Annotated in this window: 10 protein-coding genes and 1 other RNA gene; 5 read left to right on the top strand and 6 right to left on the bottom strand. The window is 58.3% G+C overall.

Features of this window, described 5'->3' with window-relative positions; genetic code table 11:
* Nucleotides 1-123 precede the first annotated feature (123 nt).
* A complete protein-coding gene (locus M504_RS13110) occupies nt 124-3,510 on the top strand; it encodes a TonB-dependent receptor (RefSeq protein WP_232296275.1) in 3,387 nt (1,128 codons plus the stop codon).
* Between the two features lie 117 nt (nt 3,511-3,627).
* Here the strand turns inward: M504_RS13110 and rnpB are convergent.
* Nucleotides 3,628-4,062, bottom strand: an RNA gene (rnpB, locus tag M504_RS21455) — RNase P RNA component class A.
* A 68-nt stretch (nt 4,063-4,130) separates the two neighbouring features.
* Nucleotides 4,131-4,442, bottom strand: coding sequence for a carboxypeptidase-like regulatory domain-containing protein (locus M504_RS21375; protein WP_198137596.1), 312 nt, complete (start codon nt 4,440-4,442; stop codon nt 4,131-4,133).
* A 447-nt stretch (nt 4,443-4,889) separates the two neighbouring features.
* Between M504_RS21375 and bamA the strand changes: the two genes are divergently transcribed.
* Nucleotides 4,890-7,892, top strand: a complete 3,003-nt coding sequence (gene bamA / locus M504_RS13100; protein WP_084214317.1) for an outer membrane protein assembly factor BamA — start codon at nt 4,890-4,892, stop codon at nt 7,890-7,892.
* Between the two features lie 117 nt (nt 7,893-8,009).
* The gene (locus tag M504_RS13095) at nt 8,010-9,557 is read left to right on the top strand and encodes a carboxylesterase/lipase family protein (RefSeq protein WP_047492085.1); all 1,548 of its coding nucleotides are present in this window, start codon (nt 8,010-8,012) and stop codon (nt 9,555-9,557) included.
* Between the two features lie 64 nt (nt 9,558-9,621).
* Here M504_RS13095 and M504_RS13090 read toward each other — a convergent pair whose 3' ends face one another.
* Complete coding sequence (locus M504_RS13090; RefSeq protein WP_047492082.1) at nt 9,622-10,602, bottom strand: aldo/keto reductase; 981 nt, start codon at nt 10,600-10,602, stop codon at nt 9,622-9,624.
* Nucleotides 10,603-10,751: 149 nt separating this feature from the next.
* On the opposite strand from M504_RS13090, the gene M504_RS13085 reads away from it, so the two are divergent.
* On the top strand, nt 10,752-11,648 hold the full coding sequence (locus M504_RS13085) for a LysR family transcriptional regulator (RefSeq protein WP_084214316.1): 897 nt from the start codon (nt 10,752-10,754) through the stop codon (nt 11,646-11,648).
* Here the strand turns inward: M504_RS13085 and M504_RS13080 are convergent.
* The 3 genes from M504_RS13080 to hpnI all read right to left on the bottom strand — a co-directional run bounded on the left by M504_RS13080 (nt 11,645) and on the right by hpnI (nt 16,204).
* Entirely contained in the window at nt 11,645-13,063 is a 1,419-nt protein-coding gene (locus M504_RS13080) for a mercuric reductase (RefSeq protein WP_047492075.1), read from the bottom strand. The two genes, M504_RS13085 and M504_RS13080, sit on opposite strands and share 4 nt — an antisense overlap.
* A gap of 115 nt (nt 13,064-13,178) precedes the next feature.
* Complete coding sequence (gene glyA, locus M504_RS13075) at nt 13,179-14,480, bottom strand: serine hydroxymethyltransferase (protein WP_047492071.1); 1,302 nt, start codon at nt 14,478-14,480, stop codon at nt 13,179-13,181.
* 563 nt (nt 14,481-15,043) lie between these two features.
* Nucleotides 15,044-16,204 carry a bacteriohopanetetrol glucosamine biosynthesis glycosyltransferase HpnI gene (hpnI, locus tag M504_RS13070; RefSeq protein WP_047492068.1) on the bottom strand — a complete coding sequence of 387 codons (1,161 nt, stop codon included), beginning with the start codon at nt 16,202-16,204 and terminating at the stop codon, nt 15,044-15,046.
* Nucleotides 16,205-16,243: 39 nt separating this feature from the next.
* Between hpnI and M504_RS13065 the strand changes: the two genes are divergently transcribed.
* The gene (locus M504_RS13065) at nt 16,244-18,187 is read left to right on the top strand and encodes an enterotoxin (protein ID WP_198137595.1); all 1,944 of its coding nucleotides are present in this window, start codon (nt 16,244-16,246) and stop codon (nt 18,185-18,187) included.
* The last annotated feature ends 52 nt before the right edge of the window (nt 18,188-18,239 follow it).

Below are 18,239 nucleotides of genomic sequence, written 5' to 3'. Positions count from 1 at the left end.
TAAGAACCCCGTCTCCGCCGCCGTGAAAGGCGGCACGCCAAATTGCGGCAGCGGGTCATCTCCACGTAAGAGCCCACACGAAGGCAAAGGACAACTATGAATCGCAACAGCAGTAATTTTTGGATGAGCCAGATGACGGTCCCCGCGATTGCGCGAGCGGCCGTCGTACTTTCTGTATTGGGAGGCGCCAGCATGGCGCACGCCCAATTGACCACAGCAGACGTCGTTGGAACGGTGACCGACGCGTCCGGTGCGGCGCTGCCGAACGCAAGCGTCACGCTGAAAAGCCTTGCCACGAATCAAAGCCGCGTGGCGACGACGGACGGCAGCGGCAACTACATCTTTACCCTGCTGCAGCCGGGACACTACAGCGTGACGGTGACCAGCAACGGATTCAAGTCGACCACGGTGGCCGACCTGGGAGTGGAAGCCGGTGACCGCGCACGCTCGGACGTGAAGCTGCAACTGGGCAATGTGAACGAAACCGTAAACGTGGAAGCGCAGACACCACTGCTGCAGAGCGAGAATGCCACAGTCAGTTCGACCGTGACCGCGCAGAGTGTGCAGGACCTGCCGCTGAATGGACGTAACTATGTGCAGCTTGTGCAACTGGTTCCCGGAGCGAACGAGGGTCCGGGCAACGGTCTGACAAGCGGTGGACGACCGGATGATCGTCGTCAGACGAGTTCGTTCAGCGTGAACGGGCAGGACGATACGCTGAACAACTTCATCATTGATGGCTTTGATAACAACGAGCGCGTGATTGGCACCAGCGGCGTTCGGCCGAACGTGGAAGGCATCCAGGAGATCAGCGTTCAGACGAACAGCTATGCACCGGAAGCCGGACGTACGGCTGGCGGCGTGGTGAATATTGTGACGAGGAGCGGATCGAACCAGTTCCACGGCAGCGCGTACGAATACTTCCGCAACGACATTTTCGATTCGCGGCAGGTGCTGCAGACAACGGGCAGCAAGCCGGAGCTGCGCCAGAACCAGTTTGGCGGATCGATTGGTGGACGCATCTGGCGCGACCGCACCTTCTTCTTTGGCGACTATGAAGGCTTCCGCCAGGTGGTTGGCGTGACCTATCAGAACACGGTGCCGACCATTGATGAGTACAACAACATCAACAGCATTGCTGGTGGCAGTCCAGCGGCGCTGGTGGCGCAGGGCGCTGGAACGCAGGGATACGCGATCAATCCGATTGCTCTGAATTACCTGAAGCTGTTCCCTGCACCGAACCGTTCGGGGCTAACCAATAACTACGTCATCAGCCCGAACAAGACGCAGTTCAGCAACGTGTTTGACGTTCGCATTGATCATCGTTTCAACGCGAACAACCTGTTCTTTGGCCGTTACACCTACAACCATGTGGATTCGTTTATTCCGCCGGGTTTGGGTGTGGTGAATGGATTGGAGATTTCCGGTGGCCGCTACAACTTTTCTGGCCCTGCGAAGAACGGCGCACAGCAGTTTGCGTTCGACTACACGCACATCTTCTCGCAGAACCTGCTGGTGGATCTGAAGGCTGGGTTCACGCGCATCAACAACCTGTCGCTGCCGCTGAACTATGGCAAGAACGCGGATACGACGGTGGGTTTTGGTTCGAACATGAACTTCAACCAGTACTCCAATGTGCTGACGCCGATTCAGTTCGGTCCGTTCAACGACATTGGCGATGGTGCGTACGTTCCGCTGCAGGACATTGACAACACGTTCCAGTACAGCGGCACGGTGAGCTGGACCAAGGGCAACCACAACATGAAGATCGGGGCTGGGCTGATCCGCAGGCAGGCACGCAATGTGCAGAGTGCTTTCCCTGCAGGCCAGTACGGCTTTGGATTGATCAGCGATAACGTACCGGGTAACCAGAAGAAGCAGCAGGACAACCAGCTTGCCAGTTCGCTGGTGGGTGCGTTCTCGTCTGCGAGCCGCAACTATAACCTGGTGCCGCCCGACTACCGTTCGTGGGAGCCGAGCTTCTTCGCGCAGGATAGCTGGAAGGCGACGCCAAACCTGACCGTGATCTACGGCGTTCGGTATGACGTGTTCACGCCGTTCACGGAAGCGCATGGCCGCATTTCCAACTTCGACTTCGACCAGGCGAAGACGTTGAACAGCACGAACGTTGCGCAGGCGTTGAAGGTGCCGGGGCAGAACGGTGTGAGCGCTACGGCAGGCATTGGAACCGACTACAGCAATGTGGCTCCGCGGTTGGGCTTCTCGTGGTCGGTGACGCCGAACACAGTACTGCGTGGCGGCTATGGCCTGAGCTATTTCCCCGGCAACTACACATCGAACGCCGACCTGAAGAATGCGCCGTTTGTATCGGTGTATTCGCCGAACTGCGTATCGTCTGTGGGCTACCAGATTCAGGCTTCGCAGGGCGTTGCTCCCACGGCAACGAATCCGGACTGCGCTACGGTTCCGGGTGCGTTCCCCAGCTTCAGCCAGGGCCTGCCGCTGCCGGTGGCGCAGACGATCAACTCGCCAGGACTTAGCTTTATTGCTGAATCGACGCATTTCCGTTCCGCGATGATTCAGCAATTCAACCTGCAGGTGCAGCAGCAGTTTGGCGCTAACGTGTTCACGATTGGTTATGTGGGCAACATTGGCCAGCACCTGCCGCAGACCATCAACGACATTAACGTGCCCAAGCCCGGCAACAGCGTGAGCGGTGGCGCTTCGAGCGCGCGTCCGTTGAACGCTGCACTGCCGAACCTGGCGGGTGTGGGATGGATGCTGAGCGAAGGCGTGTCGGACTACAACTCGCTGCAGACGAGCTTCCAGAGGCGGTTTGTGAAGGGGCTGTCGTTCGATGCGAACTACACCTGGGCGAAGGGCCTGAACGACGTGACCGGCTTCAGCCAGGAGGGCGCACAGGGCGCTTACAACGCCGATCCCACGAACATTCGGAAGATCGACTATGGCATTGCGGAAAACGATATTCAGAACCGTTTTGCGCTGTCGTTGAACTACCAGTTCTGGGCCGGACATCAGTTCGGCAATGCACTGGAACGCGTCGCCTTCGGTGGATGGCAGATGAACACGATCAGCGTATGGCAGACGGGCAAACCGTTCTCCATCCTGAACAACACATCCGCAGGCGGCTATAACAATCGCGCGACACCGATCAACAACGGCGGCACCGATCGTCCGAACATGGTTGGCGATCCGCACCTGGGTGGGCAGAGCCTTTCGCACTGGTTCAACACGGCGGCGTTTGCACCGCAGCCGCTGGGAACTGTGGGTAACGTACAGCGCAATTCGCTGTTTGGACCCCACTTCCGCCATGTGGATCTGTCACTGTTCAAGGACTTCGCTGTGACGGAGCGGGCCAAGGTGCAGTTCCGCGCCGAGGCATTCAACATCTCGAATACACCAAGCTGGATCATCAGCCAGGGCAGCGGCAATGTGCAGCTTGGGAATGCAGCTTTCGGCACAGTAACGGCAGTGGACGCCAATTACACGCCACGGCTGATTCAATTTGCGCTGAAGCTGAACTTTTAACCGCAAATCGGCGTCACGATCCGTATTGAAAGACAGGAAAACATAAACGTAGTGCCTCCTGCCGGACAGCTAATCACTGTCCGGCGATTTTTTGGAGGCAGTTGTTGCGGATTTGAATATGCAGGTGGACCTGTAAGCCGGATTCTGTCCACGCACCATCTCTGCTCTCGCTCGGACTTCTGCGCTGAACGATCATTCCTCTAGGCCGCGCATTACTGCGGGGCTCCAGCACCCTCCCCGCGAGTCTGGCGCACCGGGCCGGCACGCATCACGCACGCGAACGTGCGATCTTCCCGCCTATTTGGTCTTGCTCCGTGTGGGGTTTACCATGCCGCCTGCATTACTGCCTGCGCGGTGCGCTCTTACCGCACCTTTTCACCCTTACCCTCCGCCTTACGGCGAATGGCGGTATTTTCTCTGTGGCACTTGCCGTCTCGTCGCCTTGAAGCGCCGATCCCGGGCGTTACCCGGCACACTGCCCGTCGGAGTCCGGACTTTCCTCCCCTACTGCAACAACGTGCGTGCAGCAGCAGCGATCGTTCGATCCACCTGCATTCACTTCAGTGTACGCCGCTTTTCCTCTGCAAAAGATTTTGTTCCGGTACAGCGAGGAGGCGAGTTTAGTCCTTGCCCAGCTCGATGGAGAGTGAGATTTCGCGATCCGGCTTGCGGTCGAATTTACTCATCTCCTGCGTTTTGGAGCGCTGGCCACGGAAGGTGGCCCAGATACGGTAGTCCGCGTCGGGACGGAGGTTGCGGAAGTGATACGTTCCGCGTTCGTCTGTGACGTAACTCTGGATGACGAGGGTGTCTTCCGCTTCAATCTGCACTACTGCTCCGCGAAGAGGCTCTTTTCCACCATCGCTGACAGAGCCGCTTACGCTGCGCAGAGGATTGCGCGTGATCTGCGCCCGGATTCTTTCAGAACACACGCAAACTGTCGCCAGTAAGGACACAGACAGGAGCACGGAAAACATGCGCCTGTGACGGGCGACGGGTTTTAAGGCCATGCAGCTTTACCTCGACGTTGAACTTAAAGTATCGCGGCAATGCAGCAGCGGCGAGTATTCCTTATGCCATTGAGACGCGATTTGAAGGGATGGTGAAACGTCGATGATGCGCCGAATGGTCGCTCGCCCTGAAAATCTGAGAGGAAAAGGTGGGCTGCGAAAAGATTTTTCATGACCGCAGTCGCTATTTCCGGCACCGAAAGGGGGCAGGTCTGCACCAGAACAGGTGCAGGGTGCGATGAACGGCACCTCTTGTAACTTCATGGACTCGCTCCGGCTATCCCCGTTCCCCTATAATCGTCTTTCAGTCATACGGGATTGCGGGCCGTGCGAAAGGGAGCCGCGGGCCGCCGTGTGTATCCGAGTTTCATGGGCAGTGAGGGTGTTGTTATCAAAACCGTAGAACAGGGCGTGACAAGCGTCCCAGAGCATCAGCCAAGACAAGAGCGGTTCTCCTCACTTCATCGTTTGATCGGAGTTAGTCGCGCCATCGGCAGCCGCGGAACCACTGGGCTGGCAGCCGCCGCAGTATTGCTTTGCGGTACCGCGACGGCAGGAATCGCCCAGGCGCAGGTAGCGCCCGTTCCTGCCGCATCTGCAGGCACAGGAGAAGTTCTGTGCGCACCGCAGGTGATCGGCAACCGGCGCTATCCGAAGGAATCCATCATTGCGCGTCTGTTCTCGCGCCAGGGTTCGCAGTATGACCCAGCGACCGTGGAGCGCGATTTCAATTCGCTGTGGAACTCCGGCTTCTTTGAGTCGGTGCAGATCGAGAAGGCCGAAGGCAATGGCTGCACCCAGCTGATTGTCTATGTGCGCGAAAAGCCCACCATTGGCGAAATCAATTACAAGGGCCTGAACGCGGTCACCGTCTCAGACGTGCTGGAACGCGACAAGAAGGCCAAGGTCGGCGTCTCAGTCGAGAGCCAGTACGACCCCACCAAGATCAAGCGCAAGGAAGTGATCCTAAAGCAGCTTCTGGCCGAGCACGGCCACCAGTTTGCTACCGTGCGCACCGAAGTCAAGACGATTCCGCCGGCACGTGTTGCGGTCACCTTCATTGTGAAGGAAGGTCCCACCGTAAAGGTTGGCAAGATTGGCTTCAAGGGCAACGAGCGCATCAACAGCCGCACACTGCGCGCTGCGATGAAGAACTCAAAGCCGATCGGTATTCCGCACTCCATCATTCTGGAAGACCTGTTCGCGCGTACGTTTGACGCGACCAAGCTGGATGAGGACGTGGAACGCGTCCGCATGGTTTACCGTGAGCGCGGCTACTTCAAGGTGCAACCGGGTGAACCGCTGACCAAGGTTCGCGATAGCGGTGGGTTCAACATCTTTACGATGCACCCGACCCACGGCAAGCGCATTGACATTGAAGTTCCGTTGGAAGAAGGCTCGCGCTACAAGCTGGAAGCCATCAAGTTCACCGGCTACGACAAGACCGTTGTGAACACCAATGCTCTGCGTGCACAGTTTGCAGAGAAGGATGGCGAGTACTTCAATGCCACGCTGTTCGGCAAGGGTCTGGAGAATCTGCGTAAGGCGTATGGCTCGCTCGGCTTCATCAACATGGCCGCCGTTCCCACGCCAACCTTTGATGAGCAGAAGAAGACCATCACGCTGACCATCGACATTGATGCCGGTAAGCGCTTCTATGTATCGCGCATTGAGTTCAGTGGCAACACTATTACGCGTGACCGCGTGATCCGCCGCGAACTGATGCTGGAAGAGGGTCAGCAGTACAACAATCAAGCATGGGAAAACTCCATCCTGCGTTTGAACCAGCTGAACTACTTCGAAGCACTGAAGGCCGACCAGGACAGCGAAACCCGTACCAATAACGATGAAGGCACCGTTGACCTGCTGCTGAAGCTGAAGGAAAAGGGTAAGAACTCCATCGGTCTGAACGGCGGTCTGTCGGGCCTGAGCGGTTCGTTCATCGGTTTGAACTACGAAACGAACAACTTCCTTGGTCTGGGTGAAACACTCTCGGTCGTAGCGAACATCGGCGATCTGTCGCGCAACCTGACCTTCGGCTTTACGGAGCCTTACCTGCGTAATAAGCCGATCTCGGTTGGCTTCCAGGTCTTCGCGCAGAAGTATGACTACAACCCGGCGAAGAGCTATGCCGCGGCAGGTGCGAGCCAGAACCTGAGCAACGCGCAGCAGTCGCTGCTGACGAACTACAACCAGTCGAGCACTGGTCTGAATCTGTCGGCATCTACACCGCTTCGCCATGTGTTCAAGCATGCGGTTGGCATCACGCGCGTGGGTATTTCGTACGCGCTGTCGCGCTCGAACATCACGACCTTCAACGAGAACACCCGCAACGTGTTTGAGACGCTGAACTACCGTAGCGGTCTGCAGACGTCGAATGCGCTGGGCGGCATCATCTCGTCGATCATTACGCCTTCGTTCACCTATTCGTCGGTGGATCGTGCGGCGGGCCCGCACTCCGGACGCGACTTCAACCTGGCGATCCAGGTGGCAGGCGCGGGCGGCAATGTGAAGTACTTCTCGCCCGTGGCGTCGTTCCGCCAGTTCTACCCGATGAAGGGTCTGCGGATTAACCGCGAAGGCCACAACGTGCTGGGTATGCGTGCACAGTTGGCGCACGTGGAAGGCTTTGGCGGACAGGTGGCTCCTCCGTTCAACCGTGTGTACGGTGGCGGCGAAAGCGATATCCGCGGCTTCGATATCCGTTCGGCAACACCGTATGTGTTCATCCCGACGCGCGTACAGTTCAACCTGACGAACCCTGATGGTTCGACGGTTCCACGTGATCCTTCGAACAACACGCTGGGCAATGCGCAGATTCCGTTGCCGATCTACCGCCTGGTGACGGTGGGTGGCGATACGTCGTTCACGGGCAACCTGGAATATCGTATTCCGATCGTTTCGCAGGTCACGTTCGCGTTCTTCACGGACTTCAACCTGACGTTCAACGCGGTTTCAAGCCAGTTGCAGCAGAGTGTTCTGGGTGCGGCTTCGCTGTCGAGCCCGCTGTATGGCTGCAGCAACTTCGTCAACGGTGCGTGCACCGGCGGCAAGCAGCTGAGCTTCCCGACACGCCTGCAGACCGCACCGGGAACGAACTTTGTGCCGCGTATGTCGAACGGTGTGGAGTTCCAGGTGGTGCTGCCGATCGTGAATGCGCCGTTCCGCCTGTTCTACGCGTACAACCCGCTGCGCCTGTACGAGACGCTGCCGCAGAAGCTGGCTACGGATGCAGCCACCTTCCAGAGCTTCTTCCCGAACACAGCAGCCGGTCGCTACACCTATGCGCAGGCACTGCAGTTCTACGGTGCGGATTACATCCTGCGCGAACCGCGTAAGACACTCCGTCTGAGCGTCAGCACAACGTTCTAAGCGAAACAAACGAGCACAACGAAGGGGATGCGATGATCGCATCCCCTTCGTGCTTGCTGTCGCAGAGAGGTCAGACTGCGTGCTATTGTGGTCGTCGCTTTGCCGGGGAGTGTTTGTATGTTGCTGAAGCGTGTGTGGGTGGCTTGTGCTGCCGTGTTATTTCCTTGCACCTTGCTGCTGGCGCAGACCGCGCCGGTCGTGAAGACGACGCAGGGAGATGCGACGGGTAAGTGGTTTCGCAACGGTTTGCAGAAAGCCTTCCTAGGACTTCCGTATGCCGCGCCTCCCGTGGGTGACCTGCGCTGGAAGGCGCCGCAACCGCCAGCGCGCTGGAGTGGGATGCGTGACGCGACGAAGTTTGGTGCGCGTTGCGAGCAGTGGCATGTGTGGGACGACTACATCTTTCAGGATGCTGGGCCTTCGGAAGATTGCCTGTTCCTGAATGTCTACACGCCTGCGAAAGCGAAGGCGACCAGCAAGCTGCCAGTAATGGTGTGGATCCACGGCGGAGGATTTATTGCTGGTGCGGGATCCGAGCCTCGTTACTCTGATTCGCCGCTGGTGGATCGTGGTGTGGTGCTGGTGACCCTGAACTATCGGTTGGGTGTGTTTGGATTTCTTGCGACGAATGACTTGGCCAAAGAGAACGGTGGTCATGCGGGCAACTATGGCTTGATGGACGTTGTGGCTGCGCTGCAGTGGGTGAAGGCGAACATTGCCGCATTTGGCGGCGATGCCGGGAACGTGACGATCTTTGGAGAGAGTGCCGGGTCATTTGCCGTGAGTGCGCTGACGGTTGCGCCCAGTGCGCATGGGCTGTTCCAGAAATTCATTGGTGAGAGTGGCGCGCTGTTTAACGGCGCTATTCCCATGGGCACGATGGATCAACGCGGCAAGCGTGACCAGGTGTGGGCGGACTCGACAGGCGCGAAGAGCCTCGCGGAGCTGCGTGCCATGCCTGCAGACAAGGTTCTGGACTCAGTCAAAAATAGTCGAGGTGCTGGCTTTTCTCCGGTGCAGGATGGGGTGTTTCTTCCGGAGTCGTTGGCGGACGCTTATGCTGCTGGGCGTCAGGTGCATGTGCCTGCCATCATTGGCTGGAATCATGATGAACGCACCGGAACGCTGAGCAAAGATATGACTGCGGCTAAGTGGAAGGCCTATGCCGCTGAACATTACGGCGCGCGTCCGGATGAATTTTTGAAAGCCTTTCCTGGCGATACGGATGAGCAGGCGATTCGCTCTGCGGATGATCTGACGACCGCGCAGTTCATTGCTCTGGCTCCGTGGAAGTGGGCAGAGGCGGATGTGGCAACTGGCAAGGTGCCCGTCTATCGTTATCGCTTTGATCAGCCGTCTCCGGCGGAACGGCTTCATCCGTTACCCAGGGCGTTCCATTCTGCAGAGCTGGAATACGTCTTTGGCACGCAGGATGTGCGGCAGGGTGCAACGTGGAAGCCTGAGGCGCGCAGGCTGAGCATGCAGATGATGGATTACTGGACGAACTTTGCGAAGACTGGCGATCCGAACGGGAAGGGTCTGCCGAAGTGGCCTCGTTATGACCAGGACAAGGCAGTGATTCATCTGGACAGCACGATTACTGCTGGTCCGGATAGTACTCGCGCGGAGTTTGAGTTTTTGACGAGCGCTGAGGCGAAGCACTAGCCATCTTTACGCAGCAAAAAGGGAGGCGCTATTACTGCGCCTCCCCTTTTGTTTTGGTTTGTTCTTAGCGGTTGACCAGGGCCTGGAAGCTGGCCGGGTAGCGATCGCCCTGGACGTCGATGTCCTTGAGGGCGCTTTCGATCTGGCTGAGGTCTGCTGTGCTGAGTTCCACATTGGCCGCGCCAAGGTTTTCCTGCAGGCGCGAAACCTTCGTGGTGCCGGGGATGGGGACGATCCATGGCTTCTGCGCGAGGAGCCATGCCAGCGCGATCTGTGCGCGGGTTACGCCCTTCTCGTCAGCGAGGGTGCCGAGGGTGTCCACCAACTTCTGGTTGGCCTTGCGGTTTTCTTCGCTGAAGCGTGGGACGATCTTGCGGAAGTCGCCGTCAGGGAACTGCTGTTCCTGCGAGATGGCACCGGTGAGGAAGCCCTTGCCCAGCGGGCTGAAGGGCACAAAGCCGATGCCGAGTTCTTCGAGGGTGGGAATGATTTCCTTTTCGGGCTCGCGCCACCACAGGGAGTATTCGCTTTGCAGCGCGGTTACGGGCTGCACTGCGTGGGCCTTGCGGATGGTCGATGCTCCTGCCTCAGACATGCCGAAGTGAAGTACTTTGCCGGTGGCGATGAGTTCTTTCACTGCGCCTGCAACGTCTTCGATGGGCACGTTGGGGTCGACGCGATGTTGGTAGAGCAAGTCGATGCGGTCTGTGCGAAGGCGCTTGAGTGCTGCTTCAACGTAGGCGCGGATGTTTTCCGGGCGGCTGTCCGTTCCAGCGGTGGATACGCCGCCTTTGAAGCCGAACTTGCTGGCGATGACGACCTTGTCGCGGACGGACTGCAGCGCTTCGCCTACGAGTTCTTCGTTAGCGAACGGGCCGTATGCCTCGGCCGTGTCGAAGAAGGTGACGCCGCTGTCATAGGCGGTGCGCAGGATTTGGAGAGCTTCTGCCTTGTCCGTGGCCGGGCCCAGGCCAAAGCTGAGGCCCATGCAGCCATAGCCGAGCGCGGAGACTTTCAGATTCTTTCCGAGTGTGCGTGTTTTCATGTTGGGGACTCCATGATGCCGTGAAGAGATGATGGGGCCTGGCGGGATTGCCGTGGCCCAGCGCAAGATTTGTTTTCATCCTAGGCCTAAGGATTGCTCCAGAAAAAGGGGTCTACGCGGGTTGGAGTTATGCACTATATTCATGAATCATGCGGGATGAACTTCAGGCCCTAGCGGCTTTTGCTGCTGTTGCGGAGGAACGAAGCTTTACGCGGGCGGCGGCGCGGCTGCGCATCTCGCAGTCGGCCTTGAGCCACAGTGTTCGTGGTCTGGAGAAGCGGCTGGGCGTGCAGTTGCTGGCGCGAACGACGCGGTCCGTCGCACCGACTGCTGCGGGTGAGGCAGTGTTGCGCGAAGTGCAGCCTGCGCTGGAACGCATTGCGCGTTCGCTGACGGAGGCGCAGCAGCAACGCGATCGACCTGCCGGACGGTTGCGGCTGTTGGTGTCACGCAGCGCGGCGCAGGTGGTACTGATGCCGAAGCTGAAGGAATTCACCGAGGCCTATCCGGACATTGCGCTGGACATCACCACATCCAACGACCGCGCCGAACTTGTGGCGGGCGGCTATGACGCGGGCATCCAGATTGGGGAGTTCATCCAGCGCGACATGATTGCGGTGCGTGTGAGCGACGATCTGCGACTGGCCGTGGTTGGGTCGCCCAGCTACTTTGCCACGCATCCCAAACCGCGTACGCCACGCGATCTGAAAGACCACATCTGCCTTGCGTTTCGGTTTAGTACCGGCATCTATCGATGGGAGTTTGAGAAGGGTCGTCGCTCGATTACTTTTCTGCCCGAGGGGCCGCTGGTTTTCGATGACAGCGATCTGTTGATGCAGTGCGTGGAGCGTGGGGCTGGCATCAGCATGGCGATGGAGACGCTTGCGCGCGAACGCCTTGCCGATGGGCGGTTGGTAGAAGTGATGCGCGACTGGTGCCCGGTGTTCCCGGGCTATTTCCTCTACTACCCCAGTCGCCACAACCAACCCGCGGCTTTGACTGCGTTGATCCGCACATTGCGGATGCCGTCTCAGGTTTCTGCTTAGTCTTTGCCATCGCGGAAGTAAGTGAAGAGGGTGTTCAACGCCTCTGATTTTGTGGGGTGCGCGAAGATGCCTTCACGCAACGCGGTGTATGGCAGGCCGCCCATCATGGCGATCTGCAACTGCGCCGCGACTTCACCGCCATCGACGCCGAGGATGGTTGCGCCGAGAATCTGATTGGTTTGCGGATCGACGAGCGCCTTCATCATGCCGCGCGATTCATCCATTTCAAGCGCACGCGCCATCCACTTCATTGGGATCGATGCGACGCGCACTTCTCTGCCCTGCTTCTTTGCATCGGCTTCATTCAGGCCGAAGCGCGCAAGCTCCGGATCAGTGAACATGCAATAGGTAAGCAGACGATCTTTGATGGAGACGTTGCCGCCCTGCAGGAGATTGTTGCGCAGGATGCGGAAGTCGTCGTACGAGATGTGAGTGAAGGCGGGGCCGCCTTTGACGTCGCCCATGGCCCAGATGTTCTTTGCGGATGTCTCGAGGCGATCGTTCACTTCAATGTGGCCGGACTTGTTCTGCTTCACGCCGACACGCTCCAGATGGAGCGGTTCGACGTTGGGGACGCGGCCGATGGCGACGAGAAGATGTGTTCCCTTGAGAACGACAGGGCCATCGTCTGTTACGAGATCCAACGTGATGTTGCCTGCTGAACCGGAGGCGCGGGAGACTGCGGAGCAGGTGAGGATTTCAAGGCCGTCTTCTGTGAGGATTTCGCGGAGGCATTGGGCGATGTCGTCGTCTTCATGTTGTGCGATGCGTTCGCCGCGTTCGATGACGGTGACCTTTGAGCCGAAGCGAAGATACATCTGCGCGAATTCAAGTGCGATGTATCCCGCGCCAAGTACCAACAGATGTTCGGGCACTTCTTTGAGCTCAAGCATGGCGGTGCTGTCGAGGATGGGAAGGCTGGTGAGACCTTCTACATTGTCGGGGATGTGCGGGCGCTCGCCGGTGTTGAGAAAGACTCGGCTGGCGGTGATGGTTTCCGTGCCGCCTTCGTTCAACGTGACGTCGATGCGATAGGTGCCGTCGCCGGGCTGCTGTTCCGCGAACGATGCCTGCCCCATGAGCAGGGAGCTGTTCTCGCTGGTGGAAAGTGATTTTGAGATGTTGTTGCGCGAGGTCAACACGATGCTCTGCTTGCGGTCGTAAACCTTTGACAGATCCATGGAGATGTCGCCGGTGTGCACACCGAAGTCTGCACCACGACGCGCGAGGTATGCGACGCGGGCGGATGCATCGACGGCCTTCGAGGGCGTGCAGCCGTCGTTGACACAGGTGCCACCGGTATAGCGGCGCTCGATGACGGCAGTCTGCCAGCCGTGCTTCGCTGTGGCTTTTGCGAAAGGGTTGCCGCCCTGCCCGGAGCCAATGATCACCGCATCAAAATGCCGCTCTGCCATGTGTGGAGTTCTCCCGCGTACTTGGATGCAGGATACTCCGCGAGCAATTCATTACAGAAAAACCCCGTCCGCACATATTTCGCGGACGGGGTTTTTCGTTGTGATGAATTGTTCGTTAGCTTGCGAACGCTGCTTCCGGTTCCGCGAGACTTGTAGGCTGACGCAGCCAGCCGTAGAGCGGGAAATTCTCTGCCAGTTCGCTGACCTGACCGTGAAGCTGTGCGAGCTTCGCCTCGTCGTTGCGGTTCTCCAGAGCCTGGCCGATCCACTTGGCAATCTGGCGCATCTCGGCTTCCTTCATGCCGCGCGTGGTGAGCGCAGGGGTGCCGAAGCGAACGCCGGACGGCTTGAGCGGCGGGTTCGTGTCGTAAGGGATGGCATTCTTGTTGACGGTGATGCCTGCCTTGCCGAGAGCTGCTTCTGCCTCAGAACCGAGGATGCCCTTGGCGAAGACATCGACCAGCAACAGATGGGTGTCGGTGCCGCCGGAGACGATGCGGTAGCCTTCGCCGGACAGTGCCTCTGCGAGCGCCTTGGCGTTGGCGACGGTCTGCGCGGCGTAGGTCTTGAACTCAGGCTGCAGAGCTTCTTTGAACGCAACGGCCTTTGCGGCAACGATGTGCATCAGTGGTCCGCCCTGCTGGCCGGGGAAGACGGAACGATCGAGAGCCTGAGCAAACTCCTGCTTGCAGAGGACCATGCCCGCACGGGGTCCGCGAAGAGTCTTGTGCGTGGTAGTGGTGACGACGTGTGCGTGCGGTACGGGCGACGGGTGCGCTCCACCTGCAACCAGACCGGCGAAGTGTGCCATGTCGATCATGAGGTATGCACCGACCGAGTCGGCAATGGCGCGCATGCGCTCAAAGTCCCACTGGCGTGGATACGCCGAACCGCCGCCTACGATGACCTTGGGCTGTTCCTTCTTGGCGAGCGCTTCTAGCTCGTCGTAGTCGACGGTCTCGGTGTCTTTGCGGACCTGGTAGCCCACGATGCGGTAGAGCTTGCCGCTGAAGTTGAGCTTGTGGCCGTGGGTGAGGTGGCCGCCGTGTGCGAGATCGAGACCGAGGACGGTGTCGCCGGGGTTGATGAGCGTCATGTACGCGGCGGCGTTGGCCTGCGAACCGGAGTGCGGCTGCACGTTGGCGTGATCTGCACCAAAGATCTGCTTGGCGCGCTCACGGGCGATGTTCTCCACCACGTCTGCGTTTTCACAGCCACCGTAGTAACGCTTGCCGGGATAGCCTTCGGCGTACTTGTTCGTGAAGACCGTTCCGGCTGTTTCAAGCACAGCGCGTGAGACGAAATTCTCCGACGCGATCATCTCCAGACCGTCATGCTGGCGCACAGCCTCCAGGGCAATCTGTTCTGCAATCTCTGGATCGGACAGGGCGAGAGGGGCCTCAAAATCGATAGGCATCGGGAAAATTCCTTTCAGGCGAATGGCGCGGGAAGGCGCGGCATCCCTATTATTTCATCCCTTGGAACTTAGGCATCCCTTTACACGATCGGGCCATCGTATCCCCCAAACGTGCTATCTACATACCACCTTGGTGGAATCACAGTTCGGTGCTAAATGCATGACCGTAAAGACATGAGAGGCCGCAAATGACGCTTCTCTAAGAATTGAGATTCTCACAATGCACGGTATTTTAGTGGCAGCTGTTTTTCTTGGAATGCTCATACTCCCCTGCTTGATCGCAATGCGTCACAGCGACCGGGAACAGGAACTTAACTAGCCTTATTCACTCGCACGAATTGAATTTCTATCCATCCGTTCAAAACGGAACGGTGTTATCTGCGCAACCTCAACAAATAAAGCTCCAGCCGAACGATTCGCCGAGAGAGCGGAGGCCGCCCCAATGACCCTTCTTATACTTGCCAGCATGGCGCTAGGCGCCGTGGTATTTCCTTGTGTTGTCGCATTTGTCTGCATGCCGCAGGACGATGGTCGACACCTCTAACGTTTAGCTACCGAATCCTTTATTCGCGGATGAGCTTGCCCTGCTTCAAACGGAAGCGTTCCCCACGCCACAAAACATCTTCACCGGCATAGCTCCAAGCCCATAGCAGCAGACCAAAACAGTCTCGCAGGGGCAGCAACCAAAGATCGCGGAAGATCTGTCCGTCGCGCAGGATGCCTGCGCCCATGGACAGAGCAACGGCGACGCGTGCCAGCAGTACTAACGAAAGAAGAGTGAAGCTAGGCAGCGCAAAGCCGCTGGCGATGACGTTTGCCAACGCCCAGGGCAGTGCGTAGCTGAGGCAGAGGCCCAGGTAGCCGAGTCTGCGGGCGTCGCGGACGCCGCGTGCCCAGCGCAATTGGTGATCCCAGAAGTGCTGGAATGTGTACTGCGGAACCGCGGTGCTAACCACCTCTGGCGACAGCACGACGCGCATACCTGCCTTGTGGACGCGCACGCCGAGTTCGTAGTCGTCGGCCAGCATGTCCAGCAGCGGCTCAAAACCGCCGATGCGATCGAGCGTTTCGCGTCGTAGAGCCAATGTGCTGCCGAGGCCGAAACGCACGCCACGATCGAGCAATCGCGCTGTTAATACGCCGGGCAGGAAGTCTGTGCTGATGCCGAGCGATTCCAGACGCGCCCACAGTGTTGGCTTGGTTGCGGTGCGTCCGAGGTAGGGCGCGGTGACCATCCCGGTGTTGGGCTGCGAAAGATCCGCGATGATGCGAGTGAGGTATTCGCTGGATACGACGATGTCTGCGTCGTTAATGATGAGGACTTCGCCGAGGGCGTGCGGCACCGTCTGCAGCAGCGTGCTTACCTTGCCGTTGGTGCCGAGACGCCGGCCGCAGGGGACGGTGCGGATGATGGCTTGTGGGTGCGCGGCGCGTAGCTTTTCTACTTCTGCCAGAACCTCGGCATCGTCTGGATCGGAGAGGCCGAGCAGAAGCTCATAGCGGCCACCGTAGTTCTGAGTGCAGTGGCTGGCAAAGGCGTCGTAACGGCCGGGGTCCCAGCCCTTAATGGGCTTCAGGATACTGACGGTGGGAAGTACCGCCGGGGGCGCGGATACAGGTTCGCGACGGAACGACCGTGCCGCAAGGAGGGCGATCATCAGGAACGCAAGGCCGGCCAGCGTGAGTAGCGTGGTGACGAGGGTGATAGCTTCTGCAACGGTCACGTTTCCAGTGTATCGAGTGACGCGGATAACATGGTTTCCATGCCGCGCATGACTTTGTCCGCCGCCCTGTTAATTGCTTCACTGATTTCGCATGCCAAGGCGCAAACCTATCGCGTGGGCGATGCAAAGATTCGCGCTGAAATTGCCGTGAACAGTGGCCATGTGCAGTCGTTGACGATTCACGATGGATTGCATCCTCACACGGTCGCATTCGCTGCTCCCTTTCGCGTGACCCTGGCCGATGGCAGCAGCTACTCCTCAAGCGACATGGTGTTGGAGGGCAAGGTTTCTCCGATTACGCTTGCGGCGCATCCCAATGCTTCGCGCATGGCGGAACGCACGATGACGCGCGGTGTGGAGGCGCATCTGCATTCGGCGGATGGACGGATTCGCGTGGATTGGAAAGTGTTGAGTACTGCCAGCAACTATCTGCGCGAAACGGTGACGTTGATGGCAGCGAAGGATGATTTACCGATTCGCACCGTGGAGTTGCTGCACTGGAATGATGCCGATGCGAAGGTTGTTGGCACGGTGAAGGGTTCGCCGATTGTCTCCGGCAATATGTTCTTTGGCTTTGAACATCCGCTGAGCGAGAGCAGCGTGAAAGATGGCGTTGCATCGGCTTGGATAACGCGTACGTTGCCGCTGAAGCAGGGACAGTCGATTACGTATTCGGCTGTGTTCGGCACGACACGCGAAGGACAGATGCGCCGCGATTTTCTTGCGTATGTGGAGCGGGAGCGTGCGCATCCGTATCGCACGTTTCTCCATCCGAACTCCTGGTACGACCTGGGCTATTTCACTCCGTATGACGAAGCGACGGCGCTGAATCACATTGATGCGTTTGGAAAAGAACTGCATGACAAACGCGGTGTAACGCTGGACAGCTATCTGTTCGATGACGGATGGGACGATCACACATCACTGTGGCATTTTCATCCGAAGGATTTCCCAAACGGCTTCACCAAGGTGCGTGAGGAGACTGCGAAGTTTGGATATGCGCCCGGTGTGTGGATGAGTCCGTGGGGCGGTTACAGCAAGCCAAAGAAAGACCGCGTGAACTATGGCCGTGAACAGGGCTACGAAATTGTTGATAACGGTTTCGCGCTCTCAGGGCCGAAGTATTACGAACGCTTCAGGGAAGTGTGCCTGGAGATGGTGCGCAAGTATGGCATCAATCAATTCAAGTTTGACGGCACTGGCAATGCCGACCGTGTGTTTCCCGGTAGCGCGTTTGATTCTGACTTCGCAGCGGCGCTTGCGCTCATCGATGACTTGCGTAGAGAAAAGCCGGATATCTACATCAACCTGACCACAGGCACATATCCTTCGCCGTTCTGGTTGCGCACAGCGGACAGCATCTGGCGCGGTGGCGAAGATGATGACTTTGCCGGTGTGGGCAATTGGCGCGAGAAGTGGATCACGTATCGCGATGCGGACACGTATCAGCGCGTGGTACAGGCGGGTCCGCTGTTTCCGCTGAATTCGTTGATGCTGCATGGCATCATCTACGCGGAGAAACATAAGAAGCTGAACGTGGAATATGGCGAGAGCTTCCGCAATGAAGTACGCAGCTACTTTGGCACGGGAACGCAGTTGCAGGAGTTGTACATTACGCCGTCGTTGCTCTCGCAGCAGAACTGGGATGATCTTGCGGAAGCTGCGAAGTGGTCGCGTGCGAATGCGGATGTGTTGAAGGACACGCACTGGGTTGGCGGCGATCCGGTGAAACTACAAGTGTATGGATGGGCTGCATGGTCTGCGAAGAAGTCGATCCTGACGCTGCGTAATCCTAGCGATAAGCCGCAGAGCATCACGCTGGATGTGGCGAAGGTGTTGGAAGTGCCGAAGGGACAGGCGATGGCGTTCGCTGCGCAGAGTCCGTGGAAAGGTGACGCGTCTTCTTTGACGATCCGCGGAGAGCACTCATTTGCGCTGCAACCGTTTGAAGTGAAGACCGTGGTGCTGACACCGGCTCACTAGAAAAGCGAACAGGGTTCACATGTGTGAACCCTGTGTCGTATCTCTCCTCGCT

This window comes from Terriglobus sp. TAA 43, assembly GCF_000800015.1.
GTDB lineage: Bacteria > Acidobacteriota > Terriglobia > Terriglobales > Acidobacteriaceae > Terriglobus.
Note: the sequence above shows the minus strand (reverse complement) of the source record. Positions and strands in the feature narration are given on the sequence as shown.